Origin of the sequence: Aquamicrobium soli (genome assembly GCF_042646345.1) — a bacterium.
GTDB classification, from domain to species: Bacteria; Pseudomonadota; Alphaproteobacteria; order Rhizobiales; family Rhizobiaceae; genus Mesorhizobium; species Mesorhizobium soli_A.
In genome coordinates, this window is record NZ_JBHRTK010000006.1 from 75054 (window position 1) to 100670 (window position 25617).

Here is a 25617-nt window from a genome sequence, read left to right on the forward strand (position 1 = left end):
CGGAGGCTAGCTTGTCGGACGCATTCTTTCCAGAGCGCCGGGCGGCAAAAAGCGGGTCAGGCAGAGACCTGCCCCGCCTCCCAGCCGAGGATGGCGCGCTTGCGCGTCAGCCCCCAGTGATAGCCGGTAAGCGCGCCGGACCGGGCGAGCGCCCGGTGACAGGGCACGACGAAGGAAATCGGGTTGGCCCCGCAGGCGGCGCCGACGGCGCGCGAGGCCTTCGGCGCGCCGATCTCGGCCGCGATGGCGGAATAGGTGCGGGCCTTGCCCAGCGGAATCCGCAGCAGCGCCTCCCAGACGCGCACCTGGAAGTCGGTGCCGATCATGACGACGCGCAGGGGCTGGTCGGCGCGCCAGTTCGCGGGGTCGAAGATGCGCGCCGCATAGGGCGTCGTGGCGGCCATGTCCTCGACATAGGTCGCATTCGGCCAGCGGCCGGACATATCGGCGAAGGCGGCGCGCTCCTCGCCCGGATCGTTGAAGGACAGTCCGGCCAACCCGCGATCCGTCACCATGATCAGCGCGATGCCGAAGGGCGAGATGTGATAGCCGTAGCGGATGGTGAGGCCGGCGCCGCGGGTCTTGTAGTCGCCCGGCGACATCGCCTCATGGGTGACGAACAGGTCGTGCAGGCGGCCGGGACCGGACATGCCGAGTTCGAAAGATGTTTCGAGCAGCGGCATGCCGGAATCGAGCAGCCTGCGCGCATGGTCGAGCGTCACCGCTTGCAGGAAAGCTTTCGGCGACAAGCCGGCCCAGCGGGTGAACAGCTTTTGCAGGCCTGTCGGCGTCTCCCCGACCGCCTCTGCCAGCGCTTCCAGCGACGGCTGGTCGCGATAGTCGAGGCTGATCTTCTCGATTGCCCGGCGCACGACCTCGTAGTCGCTGCCCTCGGGCGTGATGTCCCGTTCCAGGACGGCGGTCGGCTTCAGCGCCATCGGCTCATTCATCAGCGCGTGGGTGTTCATAGCAATATCTCCTTGGGCGCGAATATCGCCATTCGCGCCGCGGGGTGCCACCCGAAACTTGCCGAGATTTACTCAGCGGTTCTTCGCCTTGGAAAGCGCGCGGGAAAAGGCCGCGGCGAAGCTTTCGCGATCGTCGGGGTTGAGGAAGGAGCCGATCGCCACGCGGTCCCCCTGCCCTTCGACTTCCATTCCGGTGATGCCGATCTCGCTGTGCCGCGCGACCGAAAACCGCGCCCAGAACGGGTTGAAATGATGGGCTTCCGCCTTGCCGGACGGCGCCACCTTGCGGATATCGAGGGCGGTGCGCGAAACCGACACTTCCTCGCGAGCGCGCGCGGCGCGGTAATTGAGGCGAAACGCGATATAGAGGCCGATGACGTCGAGCCCGAAGAAGCCGAATACCGGCCACGCACCGTAGGAAAGGAAGATCGCGCCGGTGACGGCCCAACTGAACAGCAGCGCGCCCATGATGAGCATGAAGCCGGTGTGGCCGAGCGATCGATGAGGGGTCAGCAGGGCTTCGAAAAATGGTTCGTCGGCCGGGAACGGAGCGCCCGGCAGGGCCGCATTTGTGTCAGTCATGAACGGATATTATAGGAAGGCAATGGCAACTCCCAAGTCCAAAGATCACCGCTCTCCCGAAATTGATGCCCCGGCCCGCAAGAACGGCAGTCCCGGCGCCGGGCCGCGCCGGCGTTCGCGCTACAGCAAGGCCGAGGTGCACGAGATTTTCCGCCGCTTCGCCGTCCAGCGCCCGGAACCGAAGGGCGAACTGGAACATGTCAACGTCTTTACCCTCCTGGTCGCCGTCGTGCTGTCGGCCCAGGCGACCGATGCCGGCGTCAACAAGGCGACCAGGCCCCTGTTCGCGGTTGCCGACACGCCGCAAAAGATGCTCGACCTCGGCGAAGCCGGCGTCGGCGACTATATCCGCACCATCGGCCTGTGGCGCGGCAAGGCCAGGAACGTCATCGCGCTGTCGCAGGCGCTGATCCGCGACCACGGCGGAAAGGTGCCGGACAACCGCGAGGCGCTCGTCAAGCTGCCCGGCGTAGGCCGCAAGACCGCCAACGTGGTGCTCAACATGGCTTTCGGCCAGCACACGATGGCGGTCGACACCCACATCTTCCGCATCGGCAACCGGCTGGGGCTGGCCCCCGGCAAGACCCCGGAACAGGTCGAGCAGGGACTGCTGAAGATCATCCCGGACGAATATATGCGCCATGCCCACCACTGGCTGATCCTGCACGGGCGCTATGTCTGCAAGGCGCGCAAGCCGGATTGCCCGGCCTGCGTGATCGCCGACATCTGCAAGGCGGCGGTCAAGACCACCAGCATCCCGGCGCCGCTGGTGGAACTGGCGCCGCTCGAACCCGACGAAGCCGGCTGATCAGAATCCGTAGCCGCGCGCCATCATCGCGGCAAAGACGGGGATGAGCAGGAAGACCACGGCCTGCGCCACGACGAGGCCGCGAACGGCGGCCAGGTCGGCGGCCGGCACCCGGTAGCCGGGATCGGATGCGCCCCGGTTCCAGGCGATGTAGCGCATGGTCGGGCGGATCGAGAGCAGGCCGACGACCGCGAACGCGCCCATTTTCGCCCAGAAAAGCCAGTTGTAGACGTAGAATTCCCAGCCCTTGAGGCCATAGGCCACCCGGCCGATGCCGACGAGGATGATCGCCATCGCCACCAGGCCATAGTGGCGGTCGATGCCGGCCAGCCGCCGGATCGTCGCCGCCGTCGGCTCGCTGCGCACCAGGACGAATTCGGCGGCGATGATGCCCGCCAGCGAGAACGCCAGCAGGTGGTGGAGGATGGCCAGGACGAGATCAGTGGTTTCCATCGTCGGATTCCTCGCCTTGCGCCGGCACCGTAAGATTGCGCACCAGCGTGGAAAGTTCCGGCTCGTCGATGAGAAGAGCCGCCTCGGCAGGCGACAGCCAGGCCCGCTGGCGCGCCTTGCGCTCCCGCCAGTTGGCGCGCTCTTCGCGCACTTCCAGCAGGTAGACGACGACCTTGACCCTGACGAACCGGTTCGACAACCGCTTCCAGTAAAAATAGGTGCCGGCCGGCGTCGAAAGCGCGGTGCCGGTGACGCCGGCTTCCTCCTCCGCCTCGATCGTGGCGGCCTTGCGGCCGCTCTTGCCCTTCATCGGCCAGCCCTTGGGCACGATGAACCGCTTGGTCTCGCGCGAGGTGACCAGCATGACCTGAAGCTCGTCGCGCTCGTCCAGCCGGTACGGGATGGCGGCGACCTGACGGATCGTCTCGCCCTTCAGCGCCTTGCGGATTGCTTTCTTCTTTTCGGCTGCCATTTCAACGGTCACGCACTGCCCAGAGGGCTTTCCTTAGAAGATTCATATCGATCAAGGAAGCATGGCGACAACGTCTCGACCGTGTCCTGGCCGAAAGCGGCCGCCAGCCGATAACGGACCTAGAGGGTAAAACCCTCGCCGAGATAGAGCCGCCGCACGTCGGGGTTGGCCACCACTTCCTCGGCCCGGCCATGGGTCAGCACCTGGCCGGCATGGATGATATAGGCGCGGTCGATCAGGCCGAGCGTCTCGCGCACATTGTGGTCGGTGATGAGGACGCCGATGCCGCGCGCCGTCAGGTGGCGCACGAGCTGCTGGATGTCGGCGACGGCGATCGGGTCGATACCGGCGAAAGGTTCGTCGAGCAGCATGTAGGCCGGCTTGGTCGCCAGCGCCCGCGCGATCTCGAGGCGGCGGCGCTCGCCGCCCGACAGCGCCATCGACGGCGCCTTGCGCAGGTGGCTGATGTGGAATTCCTCGAGCAGTTCGTCGAGGCTGCGCTCGCGCTCCTTGCGGCTTTTCTCGACCACTTCCAGCACCGCGCGGATGTTCTGCTCGACGGTCAAGCCACGAAAGATCGAGGCTTCCTGCGGCAGGTAGCCGATGCCGAGGCGCGCGCGCCGGTACATCGGCATGGAGGTTACGTCGAAGCCGTCGATCTCGATGCTGCCTTCGTCGACCGGCACCAGGCCCGTGACCATGTAAAAGCAGGTGGTCTTGCCGGCGCCGTTGGGGCCGAGCAGGCCGACGGCCTCGCCCGAGCGCACGCCGAGCGTCACGTCGCTCACCACCTTGCGGCCCTTGTAGCTTTTCGACAGGCCCCGGGCGATGAGGGTGCCCTTGAACAGTGCAGGATCGGCCTTGGCGACGGCTGGCCCGGCAAGCTTCTCAGCCGGCCGTTCGGGAAGTCGCATCGATGTCATTGAGCATTCTTCGAATTCGGCGTCAGCGACATCATCACCCGCCCGCCACAGGCATCGACCTGCGCCAGGCCGGTCTGCATCTGCACGGTGAGCTTGCAGCCGACCAGCACGTTCGGCCCCTGCGACAGCACCACCTTCTTGCCCGACAGCACCAGGACCTGGCTCTTCATGTCGAAGGTGCCGCTGTCGCCGGTCGCCACCTGGTCGTCGGACTTGATGTAGACCTTGCCGTCGATTTCCAGATGATCGATGTTGGCGCCGCCCGAGATCGGGGAAACGCCGGCATCTTCCGCCGGCTTCTTGTCCTTGCCGGCCGCTTCGGGCTTCTTGACGTAGTAGACCTTCATGCTGCCGGCCTTCAGCAGCGTCGGCCCCTGCACGACGCTGACATTGCCGGTGAAGATCGCGAGGTTTTCGTTCTGGCGCACCTCCAGCTTGTCGCTCTCGATCTGGATCGGCTTGTCGCCGCTCAGCTTGAGGCCGGACATGCTGCTGGTGGAGCTGGATTGCGCCATCGCGGAGGAAAAGAGGCCTGTCAGCAACAAAAGCGACGCCGTCGCGGTAAACCGTGCCACGCTCTTGGCCATCATTTCATTCTCCGCCCTGTTGCTTGCCCGCCTGCAAGGTGGCGGGATCGATATTGAGACGTACGCGGTTCTCGAAGACCAGAACCTTGCCATTGTCCTTGACCGACATCGTATCCGCCGTGATCTGCGACCCCTTGCGGGTGATATCGATCGGCTCGTCTGTCGTCATAGTGCCTTTGCCCATGTCGAGGAAGGCCGATTTTAGCTTCGCCACCACGCCGTCGGTCGTCGATATGTTGATTTCCTGGTCGAGATCGAGCGTGTTCTTCTCGCGGTCGTAGATTCCGTGCGAAGCGCCGATCGTCGCCGTGTTGGCGGCCGTGACCGGCAGTTTGGCATGGATATCCTCGAGCTCGACGATGTTCTCGTTGTCGACGCTCTGGACGGCGCGCAAGGCACTCAAGGCGTAGCGAAGGTTCTCCCTGGTCATGCCTTCGAGCTTCGGGTTGGCCATGACCAGCTTGCCGTCAGAGAAGGCGCTGGTGTCCGTCGGCACGTCGACGGCAGGCGGCGCGCTCCAGTAGGAATAGACAGGGAAAGCGACCGCGATCAGGACCGCGGCCAGCGGCAGAAGCAGCTTGAGCACCCGCACCCGCTGCGAATGCTGGCGGGCGCGGCCGAACGCCGTCACCCGCACCGGATTGGGTTCGGGTTGCGCCATCGCGGCGCCGACATCGCTGCCGGCTATTTCGACTGGTCGTGCCAATTCCATCTGCTTTCTTCGAACCTGTTACCGGGCGGCGTCGGCCATTAGATCGGAACGGCAGTCCTATCGGGCAAGCACAGGCTGGAAAAAACCGCTAAAAATGTGACCGTTACACGTTTATGGGCGAAAATACAGCCGCATGGCGCGGCACCGACACTGAAATTTGATCCAGCGGAAGGCACGGGCACACGCTTTTTGCAACGTTTCCCGCCCTCGCCACGTTCCCTGCCGACGGCCGTCGGCGGGCCTTAGCCCGCGAAATGGGTGGCGGTCGGCCGGCGCATACTCTAGAAACAATCGGTCCACCCATCCGGCCGAACCCGAGACTCAGCCATGGCATCCAGAGCCGACGACCTGATCGACCGCCGCCGATTGCGGCGCAAGCTGACCTTCTGGCGCGTCGCGGCGATCGGCCTTGTCGCGATCGGCGTGGCCGTACTGGCGTCCTGGTTCTACGGCGGGGAACTCGGCGAAGCCGGCGACCACATCGCCAAGGTCAGGATCGAAGGCACCATCATCGAGGACGACGAACTGGTCGAGCGGCTGGAAAAGATCCGCAAGGCCCCGCATGTCAAGGGCGTCATCCTGGCGATCGATTCCCCCGGCGGCACCACCGCCGGCGGTGAAATGATCTTCGACGAAATCCGCAAGCTGGCCTCCGAAAAGCCGGTGGCGGCGCAGGTGGGCACGCTCGCCGCCTCCGCCGGCTACATGATCGCCAGCGCGGCCGACCATATCGTGGCCCGCAAATCCTCGATCGTCGGCTCGATCGGCGTGCTCGTGCAGTTCCCGGACGTCACCGGCCTGATGGACAAGCTCGGCATCAAGCTGGAGGAGGTGAAGTCCTCGCCGCTCAAGGCCGAGCCCTCGCCCTTCAACCCGACGACCGAGGAAGAACGCACCATGGTGCGCAAGCTCATCCTCGACAGCTACGACTGGTTCGTCGGCATCGTCGCCGAGCGCCGCTCGATGACGCGGCCGCAGGTGCTGGCGCTGGCCGACGGTTCGATCTTCACCGGCCGCCAGGCCTTGACCAACAAGCTGGTTGACGCGGTCGGCGGCGAGGACGAGGCCGTCGCCTGGCTTGCCACCAAGGGCGTGGACGCCAAGCTGAATGTGGTGGAATGGAAAAGCACCGAGCGCAGCGGCTTCCTGTTCTCCAAGGCGATGACGCGCACGCTGAGCCGCGTCCTCGGCCTGCCTGACGCCAGCGGCGACCTTTTGCGGGAACTCGGGGCCGACCGCTTGTTCCTTGACGGTCTCGTCTCGGTCTGGCACCCTTGAGGCTCCCGCGCAAAGCGGACGAAACCAATTGAAATCAGTGCCTTCTCCACGTCTCACCATGCCATCGGGGTTGCCTTCATGATCAAGTCCGAACTCGTTCAGATCATTGCCGCACGCAGTCCGCATCTGTTTTTGCGCGATGTCGAAAACATCGTCGGCGCGATCTTCGACGAGATAACCGACGCGCTGGCGGAAGGAAACCGGGTCGAACTGCGCGGCTTCGGCGCCTTTTCGGTCAAGAACCGCCCCGCCCGCACCGGCCGCAACCCGCGCACAGGCGAATCCGTCGAGGTCGAGGAAAAGTGGGTGCCGTTCTTCAAGACCGGCAAGGAACTGCGCGAGAGGCTGAACGGAAACAAATAGGCCGGGCCGCCCCTCCTGCGGCTCTTTTGCGAGGCAAGCGCCACACCCATCATGTTCAATCGCATCGTGCTCATCGTGGTCTTCGTGCCGATCGCCATCATCCTGATCGCGCTGGCCGTCGCCAACCGAGAACCCGTCGCGTTCACGCTCGACCCGTTCAACCCCGGCAACCCGGCACTGACGCTGACCCTGCCGCTCTTCATCTATTTCTTCCTGGTCCTGGCCGTGGGCGTGATCATCGGCAGCGCCGTCACCTGGTTGCGGCAGGGCCGCTACCGCAAGCTGGCGCGCCAGCGCGGCATCGAGGCGGAAAGCCTGCGCCAGGCGATCAAGACCCCGCCGGCGCAGCCCCGCGGCGAGCGGCACGACGCCCTGCCCGGGCCGACACCCTGACTCAACGCCTTTTTGAAGCGGAATCTGCCATGCTGACCCTTTCGGCCGCCGACGTCGATCGTGCCCTGACCTTTCCCGGCCTCGTGGAGACGCTGCGCACGGCCTTCCGTGACGGCGCGGTGCAGCCGGTGCGCCATCACCATCACGTCGAAAAGCCGGATACGCCGGCCTCGACCCTGCTGCTGATGCCCGCATGGAGCGATTTCATGGCCTCCGGCTCCTCCGCCAAGGGCCACATGGGCGTCAAGATCGTCACGGTCTCGCCCGGCAACAACGCCCTCGGCAAGCCGGCGGTGATGGGGGTGTACCTCCTGCTCAACGGCGTGACCGGCGAGCCCGAGGCGCTGATCGACGGCCAGCGCCTGACCCAATGGCGCACGGCCTGCGCCTCCGCCCTTGCCGCCACCTATCTGGCGCGCGAGGACGCCTCGCACCTGCTGGTGATCGGCGCCGGCGCCATGGCGCCGTTCCTGGCGCGCGCCCATGCCGCGGTACGCCCGATCCAGAAGATCAGCATCTGGAACCGCACCCCGGCCAATGCCGAGAAACTGGCAGCGGAACTGCGCGCCGAGGGCTTCGACGCCGCCGCCGCGAGCGACCTCGACGGCGAACTGGCCACGGCCGACATCGTTTCCTCGGCGACGATTTCGCCGACGCCGCTGGTCAAGGGCGTCCTGCTGAAGCCCGGCACGCATGTCGACCTGGTCGGCGGCTTCACGCCCGACCTGCGCGAAAGCGACGACGAGGCGATTAGGCGCTCCCGCGTCTTCGTCGATACCCGCGCCGGCGCGACCAAGGAAGCCGGCGACATCGTGCAGCCCCTCGCCTCGGGCGTGCTCAAGACCGACGACATCGTCGCCGAACTCGCCGAACTGACGCGTGGCCAGAAGAAGGGCCGCGAAAGCGCGGACGAAATCACGCTGTTCAAGTCAGTGGGCGCCGCCCTCGAGGACCTTGCGGCGGGAATCGCGGTTTACCGTGCCCTGAAAGGCTGACGCCGCCATTTCTTGCACGCCGGCACCTGCTGTGGCAGAAGCGGCCATCCGCCCGGAGTGAGCCTTCTTGAAATCCTTTCGCGATCAACGCCGCGACAACCGCTCCCACAGGCCTGCGGAAGGCGGCAACGCAAAGGCGCGCCAGCACGGCCCGAAACCCGCGGAACGGCCGGGGCAGCCTGCCGGGCCGCGCGAGGAAGCCAAATCCGGCCCGCGCGTCATCGCCCGCCGCGACGGCGCGTTGCCGGCCGAAAAGCTGCCGCTGATCCTCGAAGTCGCCCCCAACGACGACTATGCGCTGCTCGACAGCGGCGCCGGCCGCAAACTCGAGCAATATGGCCCCTATCGCATCGTGCGCCCTGAAGGCCAGGCAATCTGGCAGCCGGCATGGCCAGCGAAGGAGTGGGAGCGCGCCGACGCCGTCTTCACCGGCGATACCGACGAGGAAGGCATGGGCCGCTGGCGCTTTCCCAAAGCGCCGCTCGGCGAAACCTGGCCGATGAAGCACGACGGCATCGACTATCTCGGCCGCTTTACCTCCTTCCGCCATGTCGGCGTCTTTCCCGAGCAGGCCTCGCACTGGGACCATATGGCCGGCCTGATCGAACGGGCGAAACGCCCGGTGAAGGTGCTGAACCTGTTCGGCTATACGGGCCTGGCCTCGCTGGTCGCGGCACGCGCCGGGGCCGAGGTGACACATGTCGATGCCTCCAAGAAGGCGATCGGCTGGGCGCGCGAGAACCAGGAAATCGCACGGCTGTCCGACAAGCCGATCCGCTGGATCGTCGACGACGCGGTGAAATTCGCCGAGCGCGAGGAGCGCCGCGGCAGCCGCTACGACATCGTCCTGTTCGACCCGCCGGCCTATGGCCGTGGTCCCAAGGGCGAGGTCTGGCAACTGTTCGAGGACCTGCCGGCGCTGGCGGATTTGTGCCGCGCCATCCTGACGCCGAAGCCGCTGGCGGTGGTGCTGACCGCCTATTCGATCCGCGCCTCCTTCTTCGCCATCCATGCGCTGATGCGCGACACCTTCGCCGGCATGGGCGGCACGGTCGAATCGGGCGAACTGGTCATCCGCGAAAAATCGGCCGGCCGCGCGCTTTCGACCTCGCTGTTCTCCAGGTGGGTACACGCATGATCCCGAAAAACGGCCCCGGTTCTCGGGCAAGATCCTGCGCAAGGAAAAATCATGACGAGTGACGGGCACCGCGCAGTCGGACAGGTGAAGGAGGTCACCAGCCTCGCCAATCCGCTGGTCAAGGACATCAAGGCGCTGGCGCTGAAGAAATTCCGCGACCAGCAGCACGCCTTCATGGCCGAGGGGCTGAAACTGGTCATCGACGCGCTCGACCTCGGCTGGAAAATCCACACGCTGGTCTTCGCCAAGGCCGGGCGCGGCAATCCGGCCGTCGAAAAGGTCGCCGCGCGCACCGTAGCGGCGGGCGGCACGGTGCTGGAAGTGTCGGAAAAGGTACTGTCGGCGATCACCCGCCGCGACAATCCGCAAATGGTGGTCGGCGTCTTTGCCCAGCAGTTCGTCGCCCTCAAGGATATCCACCCCCGCCCGGGCGACGTCTGGGTGGCGCTCGACCGCGTGCGCGACCCCGGCAATCTCGGCACCGTCATCCGCACCGTGGACGCGGTCGGCGCCCGGGGCGTCATTCTCGTCGGCGACACCACGGACCCGTTTTCGGTCGAAACCGTGCGCGCCACCATGGGTTCGGTCTTCGCCGTGCCGGTCGCCAGGGCGACGCCCGAGGCGTTTCTCGCCTGGCGCAGGGGCTTTCCGGGGCTGGTCGCCGGCACCCACCTGAAAGGCGCGGTCGATTACCGCTCGGTCGATTTCTCGAAGGGACCGACGCTGCTTCTGATGGGCAACGAACAGCAGGGCCTGCCCGACCTGCTCGCCGAAAGCTGCGACAAGCTGCTGCGCATCCCGCAGGCGGGGCGCGCCGATTCGCTCAACCTTGCGGTCGCCACCGCCGTCATGCTGTTCGAAATCCGCCGCGACGCCCTGAAACTCGATCCGGAAGGGGCGCAATCGTGAAACGCCTGCTGCCCTACGGCCTGCTGGCGATCGTCGCCATCGCGCTGGACCAGTGGATAAAGTACCTGGTCGAAACCGGCCTCGACATGCACCAGCCGGTCGATATCCTGCCCTTCCTGGCGCTTTTCCGCACCTACAATACCGGCATCGCCTTCTCGATGCTGGATTCCTTCGGCGACACCGGCCTGATCGCCGTATCCGTCGTCGTCGTTGCCTTCGTGCTCTACCTCGCCGCCAAGACGGCACCTGGGCAGGTCCTGGCCCGCATCGGCTTCGCGCTGATCGTCGGCGGCGCGCTCGGCAACCTGATCGACCGCACCGTTTATGGTCACGTCATCGACTACATCCTGTTCCACACGCCCGTCTGGTCGTTCGCGGTCTTCAATCTCGCCGATGCCTTCATCACCGTGGGCGCCGTGATGGTGGTGTTCGACGAATTCATCGCCTGGCGCAAACAACAACCGCCTTCGGGCGATTGATTCCGCCTGGCCGCCGCCGCACATTGGGGACGGAGGACAGAAAAATGCCGGAAAGCTTCAAAGCCATTCTCGTTTCCCGCGACGCCGACAAGAAGCAGTCGGTGACGGTGGAGGAAATGACCGAGGCCGACCTGATGGACGGCGACGTGACGGTCGCCGTCGAGGCGACGACGATCAACTACAAGGATGGCCTCGCCATCACCGGCAAGGCTCCGGTGGTGCGCCGCTGGCCGCTCGTGCCCGGCATCGACTTCGCCGGAACCGTGCTTTCCTCCGACCATCCCGACTGGCGCAAGGGCGACCGGGTCGTGCTGAACGGCTGGGGCGTGGGCGAGACCCATTACGGCGCCTTCGCCGGGCGCGCCCGCGTCAACGGCGACTGGCTGGTGCCGCTGCCCGAAGGCATGAGCGCGCATGACGCCATGGCGATCGGCACCGCCGGCTACACGGCGATGCTGTGCGTGATGGCGCTGGAACGCCACGGCATTACGCCGGATCGCGGCCCGGTGGTGGTGACAGGGGCTGCGGGCGGCGTTGGCTCGGTCGCCGTCGCGCTGCTCTCCGGCCTCGGCTACCATGTCGTCGCCTCCACCGGGCGCAGCGCGGAAAGCGGCTATCTCGCCGAACTGGGCGCGGCCGAAGTGATCGCGCGCGAGGAACTTTCGCAGCCCGGCAAGCCGCTCGGCAAGGAGCGCTGGGCCGGCGGCGTCGACACGGTCGGCTCCGCCACGCTCGCCAACGTGCTGTCGATGACCGCCTATGGCGGCGCGGTGGCCGCCTGCGGGCTCGCCGGCGGCATGGACCTGCCGGCAACCGTGGCCCCCTTCATCCTGCGCGGGGTGTCGCTGCTCGGCGTCGATTCGGTCATGGCGCCGAAGAAAATCCGGCTGGAGGCCTGGCGGCGCATCGGCGCCGACCTCGACCCCGCCAAGCTCGCCGCGCTCTCGACCACCATCGGATTCGACGGCATCGTCGAGGCCGCCCACGCCATCGTCGACGGCAAGGTGCGCGGCCGCATCGTGGTTGATATGTAAGGCAAGACCGGCCGTTCGCTAAAATGCGAACGATCCGCCACAAGCTTCCATAATCTCTGTCTGGCATGGATTGCCGCATGACTGCGCAATCCGATCGACGCGCCCCTACGCCGCTGCCCGACACCGCCACCGACGAAGCGGCGATCGCGCGGCTGCGCATCGAGGCGCCGCCGCTGGAGCCGGACCTCGCGCTTGCCGACCGCGACCTCCTGCCGTTCCTGACGCTCGGCGCCATTTTCGCCGTCGCCGGCCTCGCCTACCTCACCGGTGCACCGCTTTTCGTCAGCATCGCCCTGCTCGTCATCGGCGCCTGCGGCTTCGCTGCCCTCGCCGCCCTGAACCGGGCTTTTGCGCGACTGGGCGACAGCGCGCGCAAGGACCGGACGGAAATCGAGACCCTTGCCGACCGCATGTGGGAATTGCAGGAGAGCGAGGAACGCTTCCACGGGCTGATCGATGCGCTCGGCGACCTCGTCGTCCACCGCGACCGTGCCGGCTACATCGTCTACGCCAACAAGGTCTTCACCGACCTTCTGGGCGTCGATCCGGCGGAATTGCCCGAAAAGACGCTGGGCGACCTCGGCATCGACATCGGCGTCGTTCCCGACGCCGCCTTCTGCGACCACGAATGCCTGAGTTCTACGGATGTCGTGGTCCAGACCCCGGCCGGGCCGCGCTGGTTCTCCTGGATCGAGCTTTCCGTCCGCGACAAGGAAAGCGGCGCCGTCTCGCACCGGGCCATCGCCCGCGACATCACCGCGCGCAAGCGCGCCGAATCCTCGCTCATCAACGCCCGCGAGCGCGCCGAATTCGCAAACCAGGCCAAATCGCGCTTCCTGGCGACCGTCAGCCACGAGATCCGCACGCCCATGAACGGCATCATGGGCATGGCCAAGCTGCTGGCCGATACCGACCTGACACCCGAGCAGCGCACCTATGTCAGCGCCGTCTCGACCTCGGCCAGCGCGCTTCTGGCGCTGATCGAGGACCTGCTCGACTATTCCAAGATCGAAGCCGGCCGCTTCAAGCCCGAGCCGCAGACCATGTCGCCGCGCGAGATCGGCGACGGCATCGTCGAATTGCTGGCTGCCCGCGCCTACGGCAAGGATATCGGCCTCGCCTGCTACGCGGCACCCAATGTCCCGCGCACCATCGTCGCCGATCCCGGCCGCATCCGCCAGGTGCTGCTGAACCTGATCGGCAACGCCATCAAGTTCACCGAGGCAGGCGGCGTGCTGGTATCGATCGAGCGCATCACCAGCGAAAGCAGTGATCGCATCCGCTTCACCGTCGCCGACACCGGGCCTGGCCTGCGCGAGGACGACCGGGAACGCATCTTCGAGGAGTTCGAGCAGGCCGACGGCACCTCCACCCGCACCCATGGCGGCGCCGGGCTGGGGCTGGCGATCTCCAAGCGGCTGATCGCCGCCATGGGCGGCTCGATGTCCGTGTCGAGCAGGCTTGGCAAGGGGTCCGAATTCACGTTCGAGATACCCGCCGCCGCGCCGGGCGAAACCCTGGAAAGCCGCCAGGCCATGCTTGCGGGCAAGCGCGTGGTCATTCTTTCGGAAAACGCCGTCGAGGCCACCGCCGTCGCCAGGACGGTGGAGGCCCACGGCGGCACGGCCGAGATCGCCGTCACCGCCGCGCAGGCGGCGACGCTTGCCGCCGGCTGCAGCGCGATCCTGATCGACGCGGCGCTGGAATCCAGCGACGCCCGCCTGCTAAGACACCTGCGCCAGACCGCCTTTCCGGCCTGCGAGGCGATCACGCTGATTGCGCCGACCGACCGCGCCCTGCTGGGAGAGTTGCGCATAAACGGCTACTCCACCTTCCTGGCACGGCCGATACGCGGCGAAACGCTGCTGCGCGTGCTGGTGAGCGGCGGCGCGGCCACGCCGAGCGCACCCGCCCCGGGCAGCCGGGCGGCAACCGCCAGGCCGGCGAGCCGGCAGCCCGGCCTGTCCATCCTCATCGCCGAGGACAACGAGATCAACGCCATGCTCGCTCGCGCCACGCTGCTGAAGGCCGGGCATCGGGTCGAGGTCGTCGGCAATGGCACGGCCGCCGTGGACGCGATCGTCAACGCCAGCGCAAAGAACCGCTACGACGTGGTGCTGATGGACCTGCACATGCCGCTGCTCGACGGCCTCGACGCCATCTCCATCGTGCGCCGGCACGAGGAGGACCGCGGCCTGCCGCCGCTGCCCATCATGGTGCTGTCGGCCGACAGCCAGGAAAACACCCGCCACCGGGTGCTGGCCCACGGCGCCAGCGGTTTCCTCACCAAGCCGCTGGACCCCGAGGCGCTGGTCCTGGCCGTCGAGCAGCAGGTCGCCGCCTGACGATCACCCAGAAGTAACCCAGGGTTGTATTTGCAACCTGCCTCACGCTTTATAACCTTGCCGTCACAATCTTGTTGCACCACACTCGTATCCCCGTGCCAAAGGGATGGCTCGAAGGAGAATCGCCCGTGCAGGCAGCAACATCGGAAGGCGAGGCTTACGCGAAGGTCGGGAACGGCTTGATCGACGCAAACAAGCTCGACGCCGTCGCCATGGGCCGCCCTCTTGGCCGAATCGGCAATCTCGAGGTCCGCCTCGCCAGCAGCGACAAGGAAGTCGCCGCCGCCCAGGAGGTGCGCTACCGCGTCTTCTACGAGGAACTCGGCGCGAGGAAGGATGCCTCGCAGACCGAATGCAGCGATGCCGACCGATTCGACCACATCTGCGACCATTTGATTGTGCTCGACACCAGCCTGCCGGGCGCCGCACATCGCCGCATCGTCGGCACCTATCGGCTGCTGCGGCAGGAACAGGCGGTCGCTTCCGGTGGCTTCTATTCGGAGAGCGAGTTCGAGTTGCCGGGGCTGGTGGCGCGCCACCCGGACAAGCGCTTCCTCGAACTCGGGCGCTCCTGCGTGCTGCCCGCCTACCGCTCCCGGCGCACCATCGAAGTGCTGTGGCAAGGCATATGGGCCTATGTCAACCACTACGACATCGGCGTGATGACCGGCTGCGCCTCCTTCCACGGAACCGCGCCCGCCGCCCATGCCGAGGCGCTGGCCTATCTCGCGCACCATTGCCGTACCGAGGAAGCGTGGGACGTGCGGGCGGTTGCCGGCCGCTACCACGCGATGGACCTGGTGCCTGCCAACGACGTCAACGCCAAGGCGGCGATCGGCGCCATGCCGCCGCTGATCAAGGGCTATCTGCGGGTCGGCGCGCGTATCGGCGACGGCTGCGTCATCGACCATGAGTTCTCGACGGTCGACGTCTTCGTCGTCCTGCCGGTCAAGCAGATCGCCGAGCGCTATGTGAGCTACTACGGCGCCGAGGCCCAGCGCTTCGCGGCCTGAGCGGGCAATATCGCGGGAAGCTTCAGGGAATGTCCTCGGGCTTGCGGCCGGGCCGGCTCTTATAGGACGGAAAGGCCCAGCCGAACCTCAACGCCCCGCCGCGCACGGCAAAAGCCGCCACGAACCCGGCAAGGTCGGCCGCATAAGGCGGCAGCCCGACAAGCGCGCCGAGCGTAAAGACCGCCGCGCCGGCAAGGGCGGCGCTCACATAGATTTCGGGCTTGAGCAGCACCGAGGGCTCGCCCGCCAGAAGATCGCGCAGGATGCCGCCGAAGGTGGCTGTCAGCACGCCGGTCACGATCGCCACCACCGGCGAGCCGGTAATGGCCAGGCCCTTGGCCGCCCCCATTACCGAGAAGGCGGCAAGGCCGACGGCATCCAGCCACAAAAGCAGCTTGTAGCGGGACTCGATGCGGTAGGCGGTGAAGAACACCAGGACGGCGACGAGCGCGCAGATCAGCACATAGACGCGGTTGCCGACCCAGAATACCGGCACGCCGAGAATGAGGTCGCGGAACGTGCCGCCGCCGATGCCGGTGACGCTGGCCAGAAACAGGTAGCCGATGATGTCGAGTTGCTTGCGCGAGGCAGCCAGCGCCCCGGTGGCCGCAAAAACGGTGACACCGGCATAGTCGAGAAGCGTGATGGCGTTCATGGACCCGCCGGTGAACGGTGAAAGCGCCTAGGTTACCCGACGCGGGGCGCATGAAAAGCCCTCTCCGGACTTTTCAGCGCTTATCCATCCTCGTATTCGCCGGCGCTGTTCCGCGCCAGCTCTTACGCGTCCTTTTCGGCCTGCTCGTTGACCGGGCCGGGTTCGGCGGGCGTCTCGGCGGGGCTGGCCTTCGGCCCGCCCTTCGACACGCCGACCATGGCCGGGCGCAGCACCCGCTCGCCGATCGAATAGCCCGGCTGCACGACCTGCACCACGGTGCCGGTGGCGATATCGGGATTGGGAACCTCGAACATCGCCTGGTGGAAGTTCGGGTCGAACTTCTCGCCTTCCGGCGCCAGCTTCTTCACGCCGTGCCGTTCCAGCGCCGCCAGCATGCCGCGCAGCGTGATCTCGACGCCGTCGATCAGCGCCTTGAAGCCGACGTCGCCGGAGGCCTTGGCCTCGGCCGGGATGGCGTCGAGCCCGCGTTGCAGGTTGTCGGCCACCTGCAGCATGTCGCGCGCGAAATTGGCGACCGCGTAGGTACGCGCATCGACCACGTCGCGCGCGGTGCGGCGGCGCAGGTTCTCCATTTCGGCCGCCGCCCGCAGCGCACGGTCCTTCAGTTCCTCGTTTTCCTTGAGCAGGCGCACCAGCGCCTCATAGTCGCCGTCGACGCCGCCCTCGGACCGCTCGGCGGCTACATCCTCGACTTCGATCTCGTCGGGCGCGCGTTCGTCTTTCGGCTGGTCGTTCATCGCCACTTCCCTGTATTCGCATGGGTCGGATTTGCAGCCGATATCGAGGTTCGGCACCTAAAAATCAAGGGGTTTGGCTGGCTTTGCCCGGCCGACCGTTACTTCGACTTTAATTCAAATTTTACCGTAAATGCGAACAGCCGTTGCAAACGGCCGGCGAGAGAGGAACCATTCCGTGCTTGGGAGAGTTTCGAAGCCAATCAAGGATTTTGAGATGACGACCCAGCAAAATGCAAAAAGGCGAGAACGTCACAGCGGCCCGAAACGGCATCCGTTCGGGGACCGCTCTACGACCCGTTTCCTGCGCACCTTGCCAACCTTCCGGGTCGTCCACGAACTGCCGGATCACCTGGACGAACTGCTCAAGCGCCTAGAAGAGGCCGAGCGGGACGGGAACGGCGGTTCCTGAACGCACCGGAAGCAGGCGCGCAAGACACTACAGCGAAGCGTCGGTCAGCGACTTTTCCAGGCCTGAAAGATGGATGCCGCACTCGGTCTTGGCCTGTCCGGCCCAGCGGCCGCTGCGCGCATCCTCGCCTGGTGCCACCGGCTTCGTGCAGGGAAAGCAGCCGATCGACAGGTAGCCATAGGCGACCAGCGGGTTCTCGCGCAGCCGGTGCGTGCGCATGTAGTCGGCCTGGTCGGCGGTGGTCCATCGCGCCAAGGGGTTGATGCGGATGCGCGGCCCCACCGCCTCGAAGACGGGAAGTTCGGCGCGGGTCGCCGCCTGGAAGCGCTTGCGACCGGTGAACCAGGCGCGAAAGGGCGCGATGCCCCTGGCCATCGGCTCGACCTTGCGCAGGTCGCAGCAGGCGTCCACGTCCGTCTCGTGCAGCCGCCCGTCGGGGTCGATGCGCGCCAGCGCCGCCGCATCCGGCTCGACGACGCGGATATCGGTCAGTCCGAAATCGGCGGCGAGCGCGTCGCGATAGGAAAGCGTCTCCTCGAAATGCTTGCCGGTATCGAGAAAGACGATCGGCAGGTGACGGTCGACCTGCGCGATCAGGTGCAGCAGCACCGCCGAATCCGCCCCGAAAGACGAAACACCAGCGATCCCGCCGGCAAAAAGCTCCGTTACCGAGCGCTCGATGATGCCGGCGGCCGGCAGGTGGCCATAGAGCGCGTCGAGCCCGGCGGCATCGGCCGCCGCCCCGGCCTCGACCCCGGATACCTGGTCAAGCGACCCTGGTTTCTGTTCCATGAAGCGCCTCCTTGAACGGTGCCGGCCCGACCCGGCGATAGACGTCGAGGAAGCGTTCCGAATGATCGTTGCGAATGGAAAGGTAGGTTTCGATGACGGCGTCGACCGCCACTATCTGTTCCGGGTCGAAGCCGGGGACCAGGCTGGCATCCGCCGCCTCCAGCCCGATTTCGGCAAGGGTTTCATGGACAACCTCGAGGTCGGCGCGCGCGATATGCGGCAGCACGAGCGCCTGGTCGCCGGTGATGCGTATCTCGCTGGAGCCGTAGCGCTCGGCCAGTTCCGCGACCGCCTCCATCTGGCCATCGCTGATATCGCCGGAGGTCCCGCCGACAGTTTTGAGCGTAATCGTCACCGGCACCTGGTCCGGGGGCCACCGGATCGTAGCGTTCTCGCGGGCGACCCCGTCGGTGCGCGTTTCATCAAGGTCTCTGGCGTACAGCCCGACCGTGGCGAGGTCGGCCAACATGGCCGGCACGTCGCTCAGGCTGGGCCACTGGAACTGGATGTCGCCAGATGCGGTGAAATGGCCGTAGCCCCTGTCATAGGTGCGCGCGACATGGGCCAGCGTCCGCAACTGGCGCGCATCGAGCGTGCCGTGCGCAACGGCGATGTTCAGCATGTAGGAATGCGGCTGCAGGTGGACGCCGTTCCTCAGCCTGAGCGGCTCGAACTCGGCCTCGGTCAGTTCGCCGGCAAGTCGCCGCTCGATCTGGTCGCTGAACTCGGCGAGGCGGGCCTCGATCGAGGCAGGCTCGAATATATCGTCACGGTACATGGTCGTCCCTCGAAAGCACCCTGCCGGGTGCGCTGGGCCAGTTTCTTCCCGTATGCTCGCCCTCAGGCGGATTTGTGCGCCAAAGCCGGCGCGAATGAGTGTTTTCCCCTGGCGGCGGCCGGGGCGGCGCGACGCCGCGCCAAAGGCTCGGAGCCGGCGAAGTTGGCGCCGGCAACGGCGTCGCCGATAAGGGTCATGACCGGGCCTTCGAGATCGTGCCGGCCTTCCAGCGAAGGCAGGTCGGCCAGCGTGCCGTGAAAGCGCCGGCTGTTCTCGAGGCTGGCATTCTCCACCACTGCCACCGCGGTATCGGGGGAAAGGCCGGCGCCGATCAGCCTGCCGGCAACGTCGGCCGCGACCGAGCGGCCCATATAGACGGCGACCGTCGCGCCGGAGATGGCAAGCCGCGCCCAGTCCGGTAGCACATCGCCCTTGAGGTCGTGGCCGGTGGTGAACACCATGGACGAGCTGACGCCGCGCAGCGTCAGCGGCAGATCGAAATCGGCAGCGGCGGCAAAGGCGGCGGTGACGCCGGGCACCACCTCGTAGGAGATGCCGGCCTCGCGCAACGCCGCCATCTCTTCGCCGGCACGGCCGAACACCAGCGGATCGCCGCTCTTCAGCCGCACGACCCGCTTGCCCTTTCGGCCGAGCTCGACCAGCAGCGCATTGATCTCGGCCTGTGTGCGGGAATGGCAGCCCTTGCGCTTGCCGACCGGCAGCCGCTCGGCGTCGCGGCGCCCCATGGCGACGACCGCCTCCGGGACCAGCGCGTCGTAGAGGATGATGTCGGCCTCCATCAGAAGCCGCTGCGCGCGAAGCGTCAAAAGATCCTCCGCGCCCGGTCCCGCGCCGACCAGCGCGACATGGCCGCCAGCGTGCGCGCCCTCGCGCAGCAATTCGGCCGCGGCGTCTCTTGCCCGCGCGGCGTCTCCCCTGGCGAGCGCCCGGGCCGGCGCGCCGGAAAAGAAGGAACGCCAGAAGCGGCGGCGGGCGTCGCCCTTGGGCAGCGCCGCCTCGGCCGCATCGCGCAGCGAGGCCGCCAGAGTCGCAAGCGGCCCCAATGAGGGCGCCAGCAACTGGTCGATGCGCGCGCGGATCAGTTGCGCCAGCACCGGCCCTGCCCCTTCCGTGCCGATGGCCACCGCCACCGGCGCACGGTTGACCAGCGCCGGCGTGAAGAAGTCGCAGAGCTCCGGCCGGTCGACGGCATTGGCCGGCAGGCCAAGCCGGCGCGCGTCGGCGACGATGCGGCGGTCCAGCGCCTCGTCGCCGGTCGCGGCAAACACCAGGGCCGCGCCATAAAGATGTTCGGGCCGATAGGAATCTTCGATATGGACCGCCGCATTGCCGGCGATCCATGCGGCAAGGCGCGCCTCGGGAGCATCGGCCACGATGCGCAGGACCGCGCTCGAATGGTCGATCAGCCGCGCCTTGGCCAGCGCTTCCTCGCCGTTGCCGACGATGACCACGGACTTTCCCTCGGTGCGGAAAAACACGGGAAAGGCATTGAGCTTTGGCTTGGCGTACAGCATGCGGCGAAATCCTGAACAGGCAGGATTTTTAGCCGCGCGCCCGAAAAACCAGAAGAAACGGGCTCGCGCCGTGCATCGCGGCAGGCAATCGCTTTTCTGAAACGGACAAAGCCGCGGGAAAACTATTCCCCGGCGGCGAAATCGCCCCGTCAGACGTGCTGGCCGCCGTTGATGTGGATTTCGGACCCGGTGACATAGGACGCTTGCCCGGAGCACAGGAAGAAGATGATGTCGGCCACCTCGGCCGTGGCGCCGAGCCGCCTCAGCGGGATCGCCTCGACGATCTTCTCCGTGCCGGGCGACAGGATGGAAGTGTCGATCTCGCCCGGCGCGATGGCGTTGACGCGGATGCCGTGCGGGCCGAAGTCATGCGCCATTTCCCGCGTCAGCGAGCCCAGCGCCGCCTTCGACGTCGCATAGGCGGTGCCGGCGAACGGGTGCACCCGCGTCCCGGCGATCGACGTCACGTTGACGATCGACCCCTTGGCGGTGGCCAGTTCCTTGAACAGGCCCCGCGCCAGCATGATCGGGGCGAAGAAGTTGACCTGGAATACGTCGCGCCAGGCATGCATGGGCGTATCGATCGAGTTCATCCGCTTGCCGTCGGCGAGCTTGGGCGAAATGGCGGCGTTGTTGACCAGCGCATGCAACTGGCCGCCCTGCGCTTCGAGGCGGTGGCGGATTTCGGCTATGGCGATGCCGACGTCCTCCTGGTCGGCAAGGTCGACCTGGATATGGTCTTCCGGGCCCGCCGGCCACGGACAGTCCTCGGCGAACGGCTGGCGCGAACAGGTAATGACGCGCCATCCCTCGCTGGAGAAGCGCTTCACGGTGGCGTGGCCGATGCCCCGGCTCGCTCCCGTCAGCACGATGGTTTTCCTGGTATCGGTCTCGGCCATGTCTCGGTCTCCGCCGGCACATGTAGCCGAAGGCGGAGCCGGTTGCGAGGCCCTTCCCGGACGATGCCCCGCGACCTAACCGCCGGTCAGGATATCGAGGATGGAGATGTTCTTCGTCTTCAGCGGCCCGCCGACATCGCCCGGCGGCACCGGCCGCCGGATGGAAGCGGTGGAGTCGGCATCGCGTACCCTCTTTTTGTCCGGCATCGTCTCGGCAGCCTGGACACGGCGCGCTGGCGCAGGCGCGGCCGCAACGGGCTGCTGCCCGACCGAAGCGGGCGGCACGGGCTTGGCGGAAGGCGCGTCCGATACAGGCGCATTGGGCACGGCGGCCGACGGCACGTCGTCCGGCACGATTGTGTTCGACGGTGCGGATTTCCACGTCCCCGGCAGTGGCCGGACAGGCACGCCTTCATGCGCGGCGACCATGAATTCGTGCCAGGCCTGCGCCGGCAGCGAGCCGCCGGTGACTTTCTTCATCGGCTTGCCGTCGTCGTTGCCGAACCAAACGCCGGTCGTCAGATTGGCGGTGTAGCCGATGAACCAGGCGTCGCGCGAGTTCTGGCTGGTGCCGGTCTTGCCGGCGGAAGGCCAGGCGAAGGCGGCCTTGCGGGCGGTGCCGGTTGCGACGGTGCCGGCCATCATCGAGTTCATCATGCCGACGACATCGGCGCTCACCACGCGCGGCGCGCCGCCGCCCTTGCTCTGATAGAGTACCTTGCCCTTGGCGTCGGTGACCTTGCTGATGAAATGAACGTCCGGCCGGAAGCCGCCATTGGCGAACGGCACATAGGCGGAGGTGAGTTCCAGCGGCGTTACCTCCGAGGTGCCGAGCGCGATCGAGGTGTCGCTCCGCAGGTCGGAATCGATGCCCATGCGATGCGCCGCCTCGACGACGGCCTTCGGGCCGACTTCCATGGTAAGCTGCGCCGCGACCGAGTTCAGCGACTTGGCGAGCGCGGTGGCCAGCGTCACCTTGCCGTAATATTTGCCGCCGTAATTGTCCGGCGTCCATTTGCCGATCCGGATCGGCGCGTCGTTACGCACGCTGTCGGGCGTGCGCCCGGCTTCCAGCGCCGCCATGTAGACGAACGGCTTGAAGGCCGAGCCGGGCTGGCGCCGCGCTTCCGAGGCGCGGTCGAACTGGCTGGTCGAATAGTCGTAGCCCCCGACCATCGCACGCACCGCACCCGAATTGTCGATGGAAACCAGCGCGCCCTGGCTGACGTCGAGTTTCCGGCCGCTCTCGTCGATCAGGCGGCGGATCGACTTTTCCGCCAGCTTCTGCAGCGTCAGGTCGACGGTGGTCTGGACCACGATGTCGCCGCGCACGTCGCCGATCAGGTCGGGCAGTTCCTCCATGACGGTGTCGGCGACGTAGTTTTCCGAGCCGGTCCAATAGGAGGGCGCGCGCGTCGCGGGTGCGCTGAGCGCTCCGGCCTGTTGCTTGTCGTTGATCATGCCCTCGTCGCGCATCGCCGCCAGCACCAGCTGCGCGCGCTCTTCCGCCGCCCGCGGATCGCGCGCGGGCGACAGCCGCGACGGCGCCTTGAGCAGCCCGGCCAGGAGGGCCGCCTCCGACAACGTCACGTCGCGTGCGCTCTTGCCGAAATAGCGACGCGAAGCCGCCTCGACGCCATAGGCGCCGGAGCCGAAATAGACCCGGTTGAGGTACATTTCGAGGATCTGGTCCTTGCTGTGCTTGTGCTCCAGCCACAGCGCCAGCAGCACCTCCTGCACCTTGCGCTCCAGCGTCCGGTCGGGCGTCAGGAACAGGTTCTTGGCGAGCTGCTGGGTCAGCGTCGAGCCGCCCTGGCTGAAGCGCCCGCCGAGCACATTGGTGACCATGGCGCGGCCAAGCCCGATCGGGTCGATGCCGAAATGCGAATAGAAACGGCGGTCCTCGATGGCGATGACGGCCTCGGGGATATAGGGCGACATTTCGTGCAGGCCGACCGCCTCGCCGCCGCTCATGCCGCGATTGGCGATCAGCTTGTCGTCCACCGACATGATCTTGATGTTGGGCGCCCGGTCGGGGATGGCCCAGGTGGTAGCGGCCGGCATCTTGGCGCCGTAATAGACGACGACGCCTGCAGCGGCGATGCCGCCCCAGATCGCCAGCACGAAGCACCAGTAGACGAGCCGGCCGAAGACGCCGAACAGGCCGCGCCCGCCTCTCGCACGGCGGCGGCCGGATTTCGCTTTCGCTTTTCCCCGGGAATTCCTGCGGCCAGACGGCACGACGCGATCCTCCTCGCTGACCGAAAAGCCGTTCGCCGAACGCGCCCTGGACGGCCCTTCAAAGCTGGGCTCGATGCGTGTGTTCGTGCGTTTCGCCATCCGCTGCGACTTCAGTCCCCCGTTTTATCCCCGGTTGGACAGTAGTTGCGGCGGTTTAAAGGCACGTAAACGGTCAGGCCGCCCGGGCGACCACGACCAGCGCGGCGAAATCGCGATAAAGGCGGCTGTGGGCGCAGGTGCCGCCGCCCGCCGAAGCGATGCGGCCGGCAACCGCAGGAAGGTCGGCCCGCGGCGTCACATGGTACCAGCGAAGCCAGGTGCGCAGGCCGTGGCGGAACCACGCCGGCAAGCCGCGCTGGGCGCCGAAATCGACGACGTGCAGTTCACCCCCCGGCGCCAGATGGGTGAAGGCCTGCGCCATCACCGCCTGCCAGGAGGGAATCATCGACACCGCATAGGAGATGAAGATGCGGTCGAAATCGGACCGCCCGAAGACCCGCTGCGGGTCGAAGCGCTCGGCATCGGCGAAGGCAAGGCGCACGCGCCCTTGCAGCCCGGCCCTGACCACCGCCCTGCCTGCCGTCTCCAGCATCTCCTGCGAAATATCGATGCCGAAGAAATGCGAGTGCGGGTACTGCCGCGCCGCCTGCACGAGGTTGCGGCCGGTGCCGCAGCCGATCTCCAGCACGGCCGCGCGGGGCGGCGGCTTCAGGCCCGCGATCATCGGGTCGCGGCCGAGCAGGTAGTATTTCCGCGTCGCGTCGTAGAAGTGTCGCTGGTGCCGGTACACCCGGTCCATCAGCCCGCCATGGTCGAGGACGGTCATCGCCGGCCCGCCAGCATGTAAAGGTGGAACCCGCCATAGATCGACGAGCGGTCTCGGTCATGCAGCGCCCTGGACTGTTCCTCGCGGTAGGCCCAGTTCGCCAGCACCGCCGGGTCGACCCGGCCCGGCAGCAGGCTTTCGGGAGCCGCCGTGCGGAAGATGACGCGCGCGCCAGGTGCGGCCGTGCGGGTGATCTCGCGCCAGAGTTCATTCAACTGGGCATCGCTCATCCAGTCCTGCGCGTCGAGCAGGACGAAGCGGTCGACCGACGCTGGCGGCTTGGCGGCGAGAAATTCGACATAGGAAGCGTTGCTCACCGCCAGGCGTGCCACGCGCGCTCGGATCGTGTCGAAATTGGCGCGCGACAGATAGGGCGGCAGCGGCCCGTTGCCCGCCGGGTCGTAGCCGCGCCCGAACGCCTGCCAGGCGAAATAATTGTCGCAAAGCGGAAAGCCACAGGCGAGCTTTTCCAGCCGTTGCCTCAGCACCGACGCCATGTCGCCGTGGCCGGCCAGGGCGTCATATTGCTGCGGCGGGATGCCGAGGCCGAACAGCGAGGACTTGCGTTTCAGCGCCCAGCGCACGGCGCGCTTCTCGAACAGCGGCGCGATCTCGCTGTCGAAGAAGCGGCGCTGGTCCTCCGGCGTGGCGGTGGCGAGCAGGCCGCGCGGATCGATGCCGTAAAGGCGCGCGACGCGATGGCCCATGCCGATGAAGTTGCCCAGCAGGCCATGGCGGTAGAGGTTGCGCGAGAAGATCGAGATGCGGCGGCGCCCCGACAGCTCGCGCTTTTCCCAATAGGCGCGCGTGTCGCGGTCGAGATGCGGCTTCAGGAAGCGCTCATAGGCATCGACATTGTCGCGCAGGCCCGCATGGCCGAAGAAGCGGTAGAAGCGCTCATGGTCCGGCAGGTGGGCGAGCGCCGCAAGCTTCAGCCGGTTGAAGGCGACATGCGCCCGGTTGAGATCGACGGCCTCGACCACGGCCGGGTCGGCAAGGAGGTAGGACAGCGCGTTGCAGCCGCCCGAAGCGATGGTGACGATGCGGTCGCCCGGCCGGATTTCGAGCGCGGCCATGTCCACTTCCGGGTCTTCCCATATCTGCGGGTAGACCAGACCGGTGAACAGGCGGGCGAACAGCCGCTCGGAAAGGCCCGCCGCCGACAAGGTCCGGTGGCGGCGCACCGCACCGAGCAGGCGCCGGCGTGCGAGCTTGCGGGATGATGGGACTTCGACTTCCGCTTCCAGTGCCGACATCGGCATGCTCCTGATG

General features: G+C 66.8%; 28 protein-coding genes and 1 pseudogene. 12 read left to right on the plus strand and 17 right to left on the minus strand.

The window, feature by feature from the left end:
- Positions 1 to 56: 56 nt before the first annotated feature.
- Positions 57 to 950 (minus strand): methylated-DNA--[protein]-cysteine S-methyltransferase, encoded by an 894-nt coding sequence (locus tag ACFOHJ_RS05585; protein ID WP_378219606.1) that lies wholly within the window; start codon positions 948 to 950, stop codon positions 57 to 59.
- Positions 951 to 1040: 90 nt separating this feature from the next.
- On the minus strand, positions 1041 to 1550 hold the full coding sequence (locus ACFOHJ_RS05590; RefSeq protein ID WP_378219354.1) for a DUF2244 domain-containing protein: 510 nt from the start codon (positions 1548 to 1550) through the stop codon (positions 1041 to 1043).
- A gap of 22 nt (positions 1551 to 1572) precedes the next feature.
- Between ACFOHJ_RS05590 and nth the strand changes: the two genes are divergently transcribed.
- Complete coding sequence (gene nth, locus ACFOHJ_RS05595; protein WP_378219356.1) at positions 1573 to 2358, plus strand: endonuclease III; 786 nt, start codon at positions 1573 to 1575, stop codon at positions 2356 to 2358.
- Here the strand turns inward: nth and ACFOHJ_RS05600 are convergent, their stop codons facing one another.
- From ACFOHJ_RS05600 to lptC, 5 genes are all read right to left on the minus strand, one after another.
- Positions 2359 to 2811, minus strand: a complete 453-nt coding sequence (locus ACFOHJ_RS05600) for a DUF2214 family protein (protein WP_378219358.1) — start codon at positions 2809 to 2811, stop codon at positions 2359 to 2361. It abuts the gene before it with no gap.
- Positions 2798 to 3283, minus strand: a complete 486-nt coding sequence (locus ACFOHJ_RS05605) for an NUDIX hydrolase (protein ID WP_378219360.1) — start codon at positions 3281 to 3283, stop codon at positions 2798 to 2800. Before ACFOHJ_RS05605 ends, ACFOHJ_RS05600 begins: the two co-directional genes overlap by 14 nt.
- Positions 3284 to 3402: 119 nt before the next feature.
- A complete protein-coding gene (gene lptB, locus ACFOHJ_RS05610; RefSeq protein WP_378219608.1) occupies positions 3403 to 4197 on the minus strand; it encodes an LPS export ABC transporter ATP-binding protein in 795 nt (264 codons plus the stop codon).
- A 5-nt stretch (positions 4198 to 4202) separates the two neighbouring features.
- Positions 4203 to 4796, minus strand: a complete 594-nt coding sequence (locus ACFOHJ_RS05615; protein ID WP_378219362.1) for an LptA/OstA family protein — start codon at positions 4794 to 4796, stop codon at positions 4203 to 4205.
- Position 4797: 1 nt separating this feature from the next.
- Positions 4798 to 5505 carry an LPS export ABC transporter periplasmic protein LptC gene (gene lptC, locus ACFOHJ_RS05620; RefSeq protein ID WP_378219363.1) on the minus strand — a complete coding sequence of 236 codons (708 nt, stop codon included), beginning with the start codon at positions 5503 to 5505 and terminating at the stop codon, positions 4798 to 4800.
- Positions 5506 to 5832: 327 nt separating this feature from the next.
- On the opposite strand from lptC, the gene sppA reads away from it, so the two are divergent.
- The 10 genes from sppA to ACFOHJ_RS05670 all read left to right on the plus strand — a co-directional run bounded on the left by sppA (position 5833) and on the right by ACFOHJ_RS05670 (position 15452).
- Entirely contained in the window at positions 5833 to 6783 is a 951-nt protein-coding gene (sppA, locus tag ACFOHJ_RS05625) for a signal peptide peptidase SppA (protein WP_378219365.1), read from the plus strand.
- A 78-nt stretch (positions 6784 to 6861) separates the two neighbouring features.
- Positions 6862 to 7146: an integration host factor subunit beta gene (locus tag ACFOHJ_RS05630; protein WP_378219366.1), complete on the plus strand. Its 285-nt coding sequence runs from the start codon at positions 6862 to 6864 to the stop codon at positions 7144 to 7146.
- A gap of 51 nt (positions 7147 to 7197) precedes the next feature.
- Positions 7198 to 7539, plus strand: coding sequence for a DUF1049 domain-containing protein (locus tag ACFOHJ_RS05635; RefSeq protein WP_378219367.1), 342 nt, complete (start codon positions 7198 to 7200; stop codon positions 7537 to 7539).
- Positions 7540 to 7568: 29 nt separating this feature from the next.
- A complete protein-coding gene (locus ACFOHJ_RS05640) occupies positions 7569 to 8534 on the plus strand; it encodes an ornithine cyclodeaminase family protein (RefSeq protein ID WP_378219369.1) in 966 nt (321 codons plus the stop codon).
- Positions 8535 to 8601: 67 nt separating this feature from the next.
- A complete protein-coding gene (locus ACFOHJ_RS05645) occupies positions 8602 to 9672 on the plus strand; it encodes an RsmD family RNA methyltransferase (RefSeq protein ID WP_378219371.1) in 1071 nt (356 codons plus the stop codon).
- Positions 9673 to 9723: 51 nt separating this feature from the next.
- Positions 9724 to 10581: a TrmH family RNA methyltransferase gene (locus ACFOHJ_RS05650; RefSeq protein WP_378219373.1), complete on the plus strand. Its 858-nt coding sequence runs from the start codon at positions 9724 to 9726 to the stop codon at positions 10579 to 10581.
- Positions 10578 to 11060 carry a signal peptidase II gene (gene lspA, locus ACFOHJ_RS05655; RefSeq protein WP_378219375.1) on the plus strand — a complete coding sequence of 161 codons (483 nt, stop codon included), beginning with the start codon at positions 10578 to 10580 and terminating at the stop codon, positions 11058 to 11060. Before ACFOHJ_RS05650 ends, lspA begins: the two co-directional genes overlap by 4 nt.
- 44 nt (positions 11061 to 11104) lie before the next feature.
- Positions 11105 to 12094 carry an acrylyl-CoA reductase (NADPH) gene (acuI, locus tag ACFOHJ_RS05660; protein ID WP_378219376.1) on the plus strand — a complete coding sequence of 330 codons (990 nt, stop codon included), beginning with the start codon at positions 11105 to 11107 and terminating at the stop codon, positions 12092 to 12094.
- Positions 12095 to 12171: 77 nt separating this feature from the next.
- Positions 12172 to 14439, plus strand: coding sequence for an ATP-binding protein (locus tag ACFOHJ_RS05665; protein ID WP_378219378.1), 2268 nt, complete (start codon positions 12172 to 12174; stop codon positions 14437 to 14439).
- Positions 14440 to 14651: 212 nt separating this feature from the next.
- Positions 14652 to 15452 (plus strand): GNAT family N-acetyltransferase, encoded by an 801-nt coding sequence (locus ACFOHJ_RS05670; RefSeq protein ID WP_378219610.1) that lies wholly within the window; start codon positions 14652 to 14654, stop codon positions 15450 to 15452.
- A gap of 22 nt (positions 15453 to 15474) precedes the next feature.
- Here ACFOHJ_RS05670 and ACFOHJ_RS05675 read toward each other — a convergent pair whose 3' ends face one another.
- Positions 15475 to 16107 (minus strand): trimeric intracellular cation channel family protein, encoded by a 633-nt coding sequence (locus tag ACFOHJ_RS05675; protein WP_378219380.1) that lies wholly within the window; start codon positions 16105 to 16107, stop codon positions 15475 to 15477.
- 122 nt (positions 16108 to 16229) lie between these two features.
- Positions 16230 to 16865, minus strand: a complete 636-nt coding sequence (gene grpE / locus ACFOHJ_RS05680; protein ID WP_378219382.1) for a nucleotide exchange factor GrpE — start codon at positions 16863 to 16865, stop codon at positions 16230 to 16232.
- Positions 16866 to 17079: 214 nt separating this feature from the next.
- Between grpE and ACFOHJ_RS05685 the strand changes: the two genes are divergently transcribed.
- Positions 17080 to 17274 carry a hypothetical protein gene (locus ACFOHJ_RS05685; RefSeq protein WP_378219384.1) on the plus strand — a complete coding sequence of 65 codons (195 nt, stop codon included), beginning with the start codon at positions 17080 to 17082 and terminating at the stop codon, positions 17272 to 17274.
- A 27-nt stretch (positions 17275 to 17301) separates the two neighbouring features.
- On the opposite strand, the gene ACFOHJ_RS05690 is transcribed toward ACFOHJ_RS05685, so the two are convergent.
- The 8 genes and pseudogenes from ACFOHJ_RS05690 to ACFOHJ_RS05720 all read right to left on the minus strand — a co-directional run bounded on the left by ACFOHJ_RS05690 (position 17302) and on the right by ACFOHJ_RS05720 (position 25607).
- Entirely contained in the window at positions 17302 to 18066 is a 765-nt protein-coding gene (locus tag ACFOHJ_RS05690) for a phosphoadenylyl-sulfate reductase (protein WP_378219386.1), read from the minus strand.
- Positions 18041 to 18427 (minus strand): hypothetical protein, encoded by a 387-nt coding sequence (locus ACFOHJ_RS24910; RefSeq protein WP_449224162.1) that lies wholly within the window; start codon positions 18425 to 18427, stop codon positions 18041 to 18043. Before ACFOHJ_RS24910 ends, ACFOHJ_RS05690 begins: the two co-directional genes overlap by 26 nt.
- 72 nt (positions 18428 to 18499) lie before the next feature.
- Positions 18500 to 18844 (minus strand): annotated as a pseudogene (locus tag ACFOHJ_RS24915) (nitrite/sulfite reductase); the annotation flags it as partial.
- Positions 18845 to 18906: 62 nt separating this feature from the next.
- Positions 18907 to 20379, minus strand: a complete 1473-nt coding sequence (gene cysG / locus ACFOHJ_RS05700; RefSeq protein ID WP_378219390.1) for a siroheme synthase CysG — start codon at positions 20377 to 20379, stop codon at positions 18907 to 18909.
- A 149-nt stretch (positions 20380 to 20528) separates the two neighbouring features.
- On the minus strand, positions 20529 to 21278 hold the full coding sequence (locus ACFOHJ_RS05705) for an SDR family NAD(P)-dependent oxidoreductase (protein WP_378219392.1): 750 nt from the start codon (positions 21276 to 21278) through the stop codon (positions 20529 to 20531).
- A 75-nt stretch (positions 21279 to 21353) separates the two neighbouring features.
- Positions 21354 to 23618: a transglycosylase domain-containing protein gene (locus ACFOHJ_RS05710; protein WP_378219394.1), complete on the minus strand. Its 2265-nt coding sequence runs from the start codon at positions 23616 to 23618 to the stop codon at positions 21354 to 21356.
- Positions 23619 to 23691: 73 nt separating this feature from the next.
- Positions 23692 to 24345 carry a class I SAM-dependent methyltransferase gene (locus tag ACFOHJ_RS05715; protein WP_378219396.1) on the minus strand — a complete coding sequence of 218 codons (654 nt, stop codon included), beginning with the start codon at positions 24343 to 24345 and terminating at the stop codon, positions 23692 to 23694.
- Positions 24342 to 25607, minus strand: coding sequence for a DUF3419 family protein (locus tag ACFOHJ_RS05720; protein ID WP_378219398.1), 1266 nt, complete (start codon positions 25605 to 25607; stop codon positions 24342 to 24344). Before ACFOHJ_RS05720 ends, ACFOHJ_RS05715 begins: the two co-directional genes overlap by 4 nt.
- Positions 25608 to 25617 lie beyond the last annotated feature (10 nt).

What these genes read in the sequence shown, in the direction of transcription:
- ACFOHJ_RS05585 (WP_378219606.1), bottom strand. Translation starts at nt 950, where the DNA reads ATGAATGAGCCGATGGCGCTGAAGCCGACCGCCGTCCTGGAACGGGAC.
- ACFOHJ_RS05590 (WP_378219354.1), bottom strand. Translation starts at nt 1,550, where the DNA reads ATGACTGACACAAATGCGGCCCTGCCGGGCGCTCCGTTCCCGGCCGAC.
- nth (WP_378219356.1), top strand. Translation starts at nt 1,573, where the DNA reads ATGGCAACTCCCAAGTCCAAAGATCACCGCTCTCCCGAAATTGATGCC.
- ACFOHJ_RS05600 (WP_378219358.1), bottom strand. Translation starts at nt 2,811, where the DNA reads ATGGAAACCACTGATCTCGTCCTGGCCATCCTCCACCACCTGCTGGCG.
- ACFOHJ_RS05605 (WP_378219360.1), bottom strand. Translation starts at nt 3,283, where the DNA reads ATGGCAGCCGAAAAGAAGAAAGCAATCCGCAAGGCGCTGAAGGGCGAG.
- lptB (WP_378219608.1), bottom strand. Translation starts at nt 4,197, where the DNA reads ATGCGACTTCCCGAACGGCCGGCTGAGAAGCTTGCCGGGCCAGCCGTC.
- ACFOHJ_RS05615 (WP_378219362.1), bottom strand. Translation starts at nt 4,796, where the DNA reads ATGATGGCCAAGAGCGTGGCACGGTTTACCGCGACGGCGTCGCTTTTG.
- lptC (WP_378219363.1), bottom strand. Translation starts at nt 5,505, where the DNA reads ATGGAATTGGCACGACCAGTCGAAATAGCCGGCAGCGATGTCGGCGCC.
- sppA (WP_378219365.1), top strand. Translation starts at nt 5,833, where the DNA reads ATGGCATCCAGAGCCGACGACCTGATCGACCGCCGCCGATTGCGGCGC.
- ACFOHJ_RS05630 (WP_378219366.1), top strand. Translation starts at nt 6,862, where the DNA reads ATGATCAAGTCCGAACTCGTTCAGATCATTGCCGCACGCAGTCCGCAT.
- ACFOHJ_RS05635 (WP_378219367.1), top strand. Translation starts at nt 7,198, where the DNA reads ATGTTCAATCGCATCGTGCTCATCGTGGTCTTCGTGCCGATCGCCATC.
- ACFOHJ_RS05640 (WP_378219369.1), top strand. Translation starts at nt 7,569, where the DNA reads ATGCTGACCCTTTCGGCCGCCGACGTCGATCGTGCCCTGACCTTTCCC.
- ACFOHJ_RS05650 (WP_378219373.1), top strand. Translation starts at nt 9,724, where the DNA reads ATGACGAGTGACGGGCACCGCGCAGTCGGACAGGTGAAGGAGGTCACC.
- acuI (WP_378219376.1), top strand. Translation starts at nt 11,105, where the DNA reads ATGCCGGAAAGCTTCAAAGCCATTCTCGTTTCCCGCGACGCCGACAAG.
- ACFOHJ_RS05665 (WP_378219378.1), top strand. Translation starts at nt 12,172, where the DNA reads ATGACTGCGCAATCCGATCGACGCGCCCCTACGCCGCTGCCCGACACC.
- ACFOHJ_RS05670 (WP_378219610.1), top strand. Translation starts at nt 14,652, where the DNA reads ATGGGCCGCCCTCTTGGCCGAATCGGCAATCTCGAGGTCCGCCTCGCC.
- ACFOHJ_RS05675 (WP_378219380.1), bottom strand. Translation starts at nt 16,107, where the DNA reads ATGAACGCCATCACGCTTCTCGACTATGCCGGTGTCACCGTTTTTGCG.
- grpE (WP_378219382.1), bottom strand. Translation starts at nt 16,865, where the DNA reads ATGAACGACCAGCCGAAAGACGAACGCGCGCCCGACGAGATCGAAGTC.
- ACFOHJ_RS05685 (WP_378219384.1), top strand. Translation starts at nt 17,080, where the DNA reads ATGACGACCCAGCAAAATGCAAAAAGGCGAGAACGTCACAGCGGCCCG.
- ACFOHJ_RS05690 (WP_378219386.1), bottom strand. Translation starts at nt 18,066, where the DNA reads ATGGAACAGAAACCAGGGTCGCTTGACCAGGTATCCGGGGTCGAGGCC.
- cysG (WP_378219390.1), bottom strand. Translation starts at nt 20,379, where the DNA reads ATGCTGTACGCCAAGCCAAAGCTCAATGCCTTTCCCGTGTTTTTCCGC.
- ACFOHJ_RS05705 (WP_378219392.1), bottom strand. Translation starts at nt 21,278, where the DNA reads ATGGCCGAGACCGATACCAGGAAAACCATCGTGCTGACGGGAGCGAGC.
- ACFOHJ_RS05710 (WP_378219394.1), bottom strand. Translation starts at nt 23,618, where the DNA reads ATGGCGAAACGCACGAACACACGCATCGAGCCCAGCTTTGAAGGGCCG.
- ACFOHJ_RS05715 (WP_378219396.1), bottom strand. Translation starts at nt 24,345, where the DNA reads ATGACCGTCCTCGACCATGGCGGGCTGATGGACCGGGTGTACCGGCAC.
- ACFOHJ_RS05720 (WP_378219398.1), bottom strand. Translation starts at nt 25,607, where the DNA reads ATGCCGATGTCGGCACTGGAAGCGGAAGTCGAAGTCCCATCATCCCGC.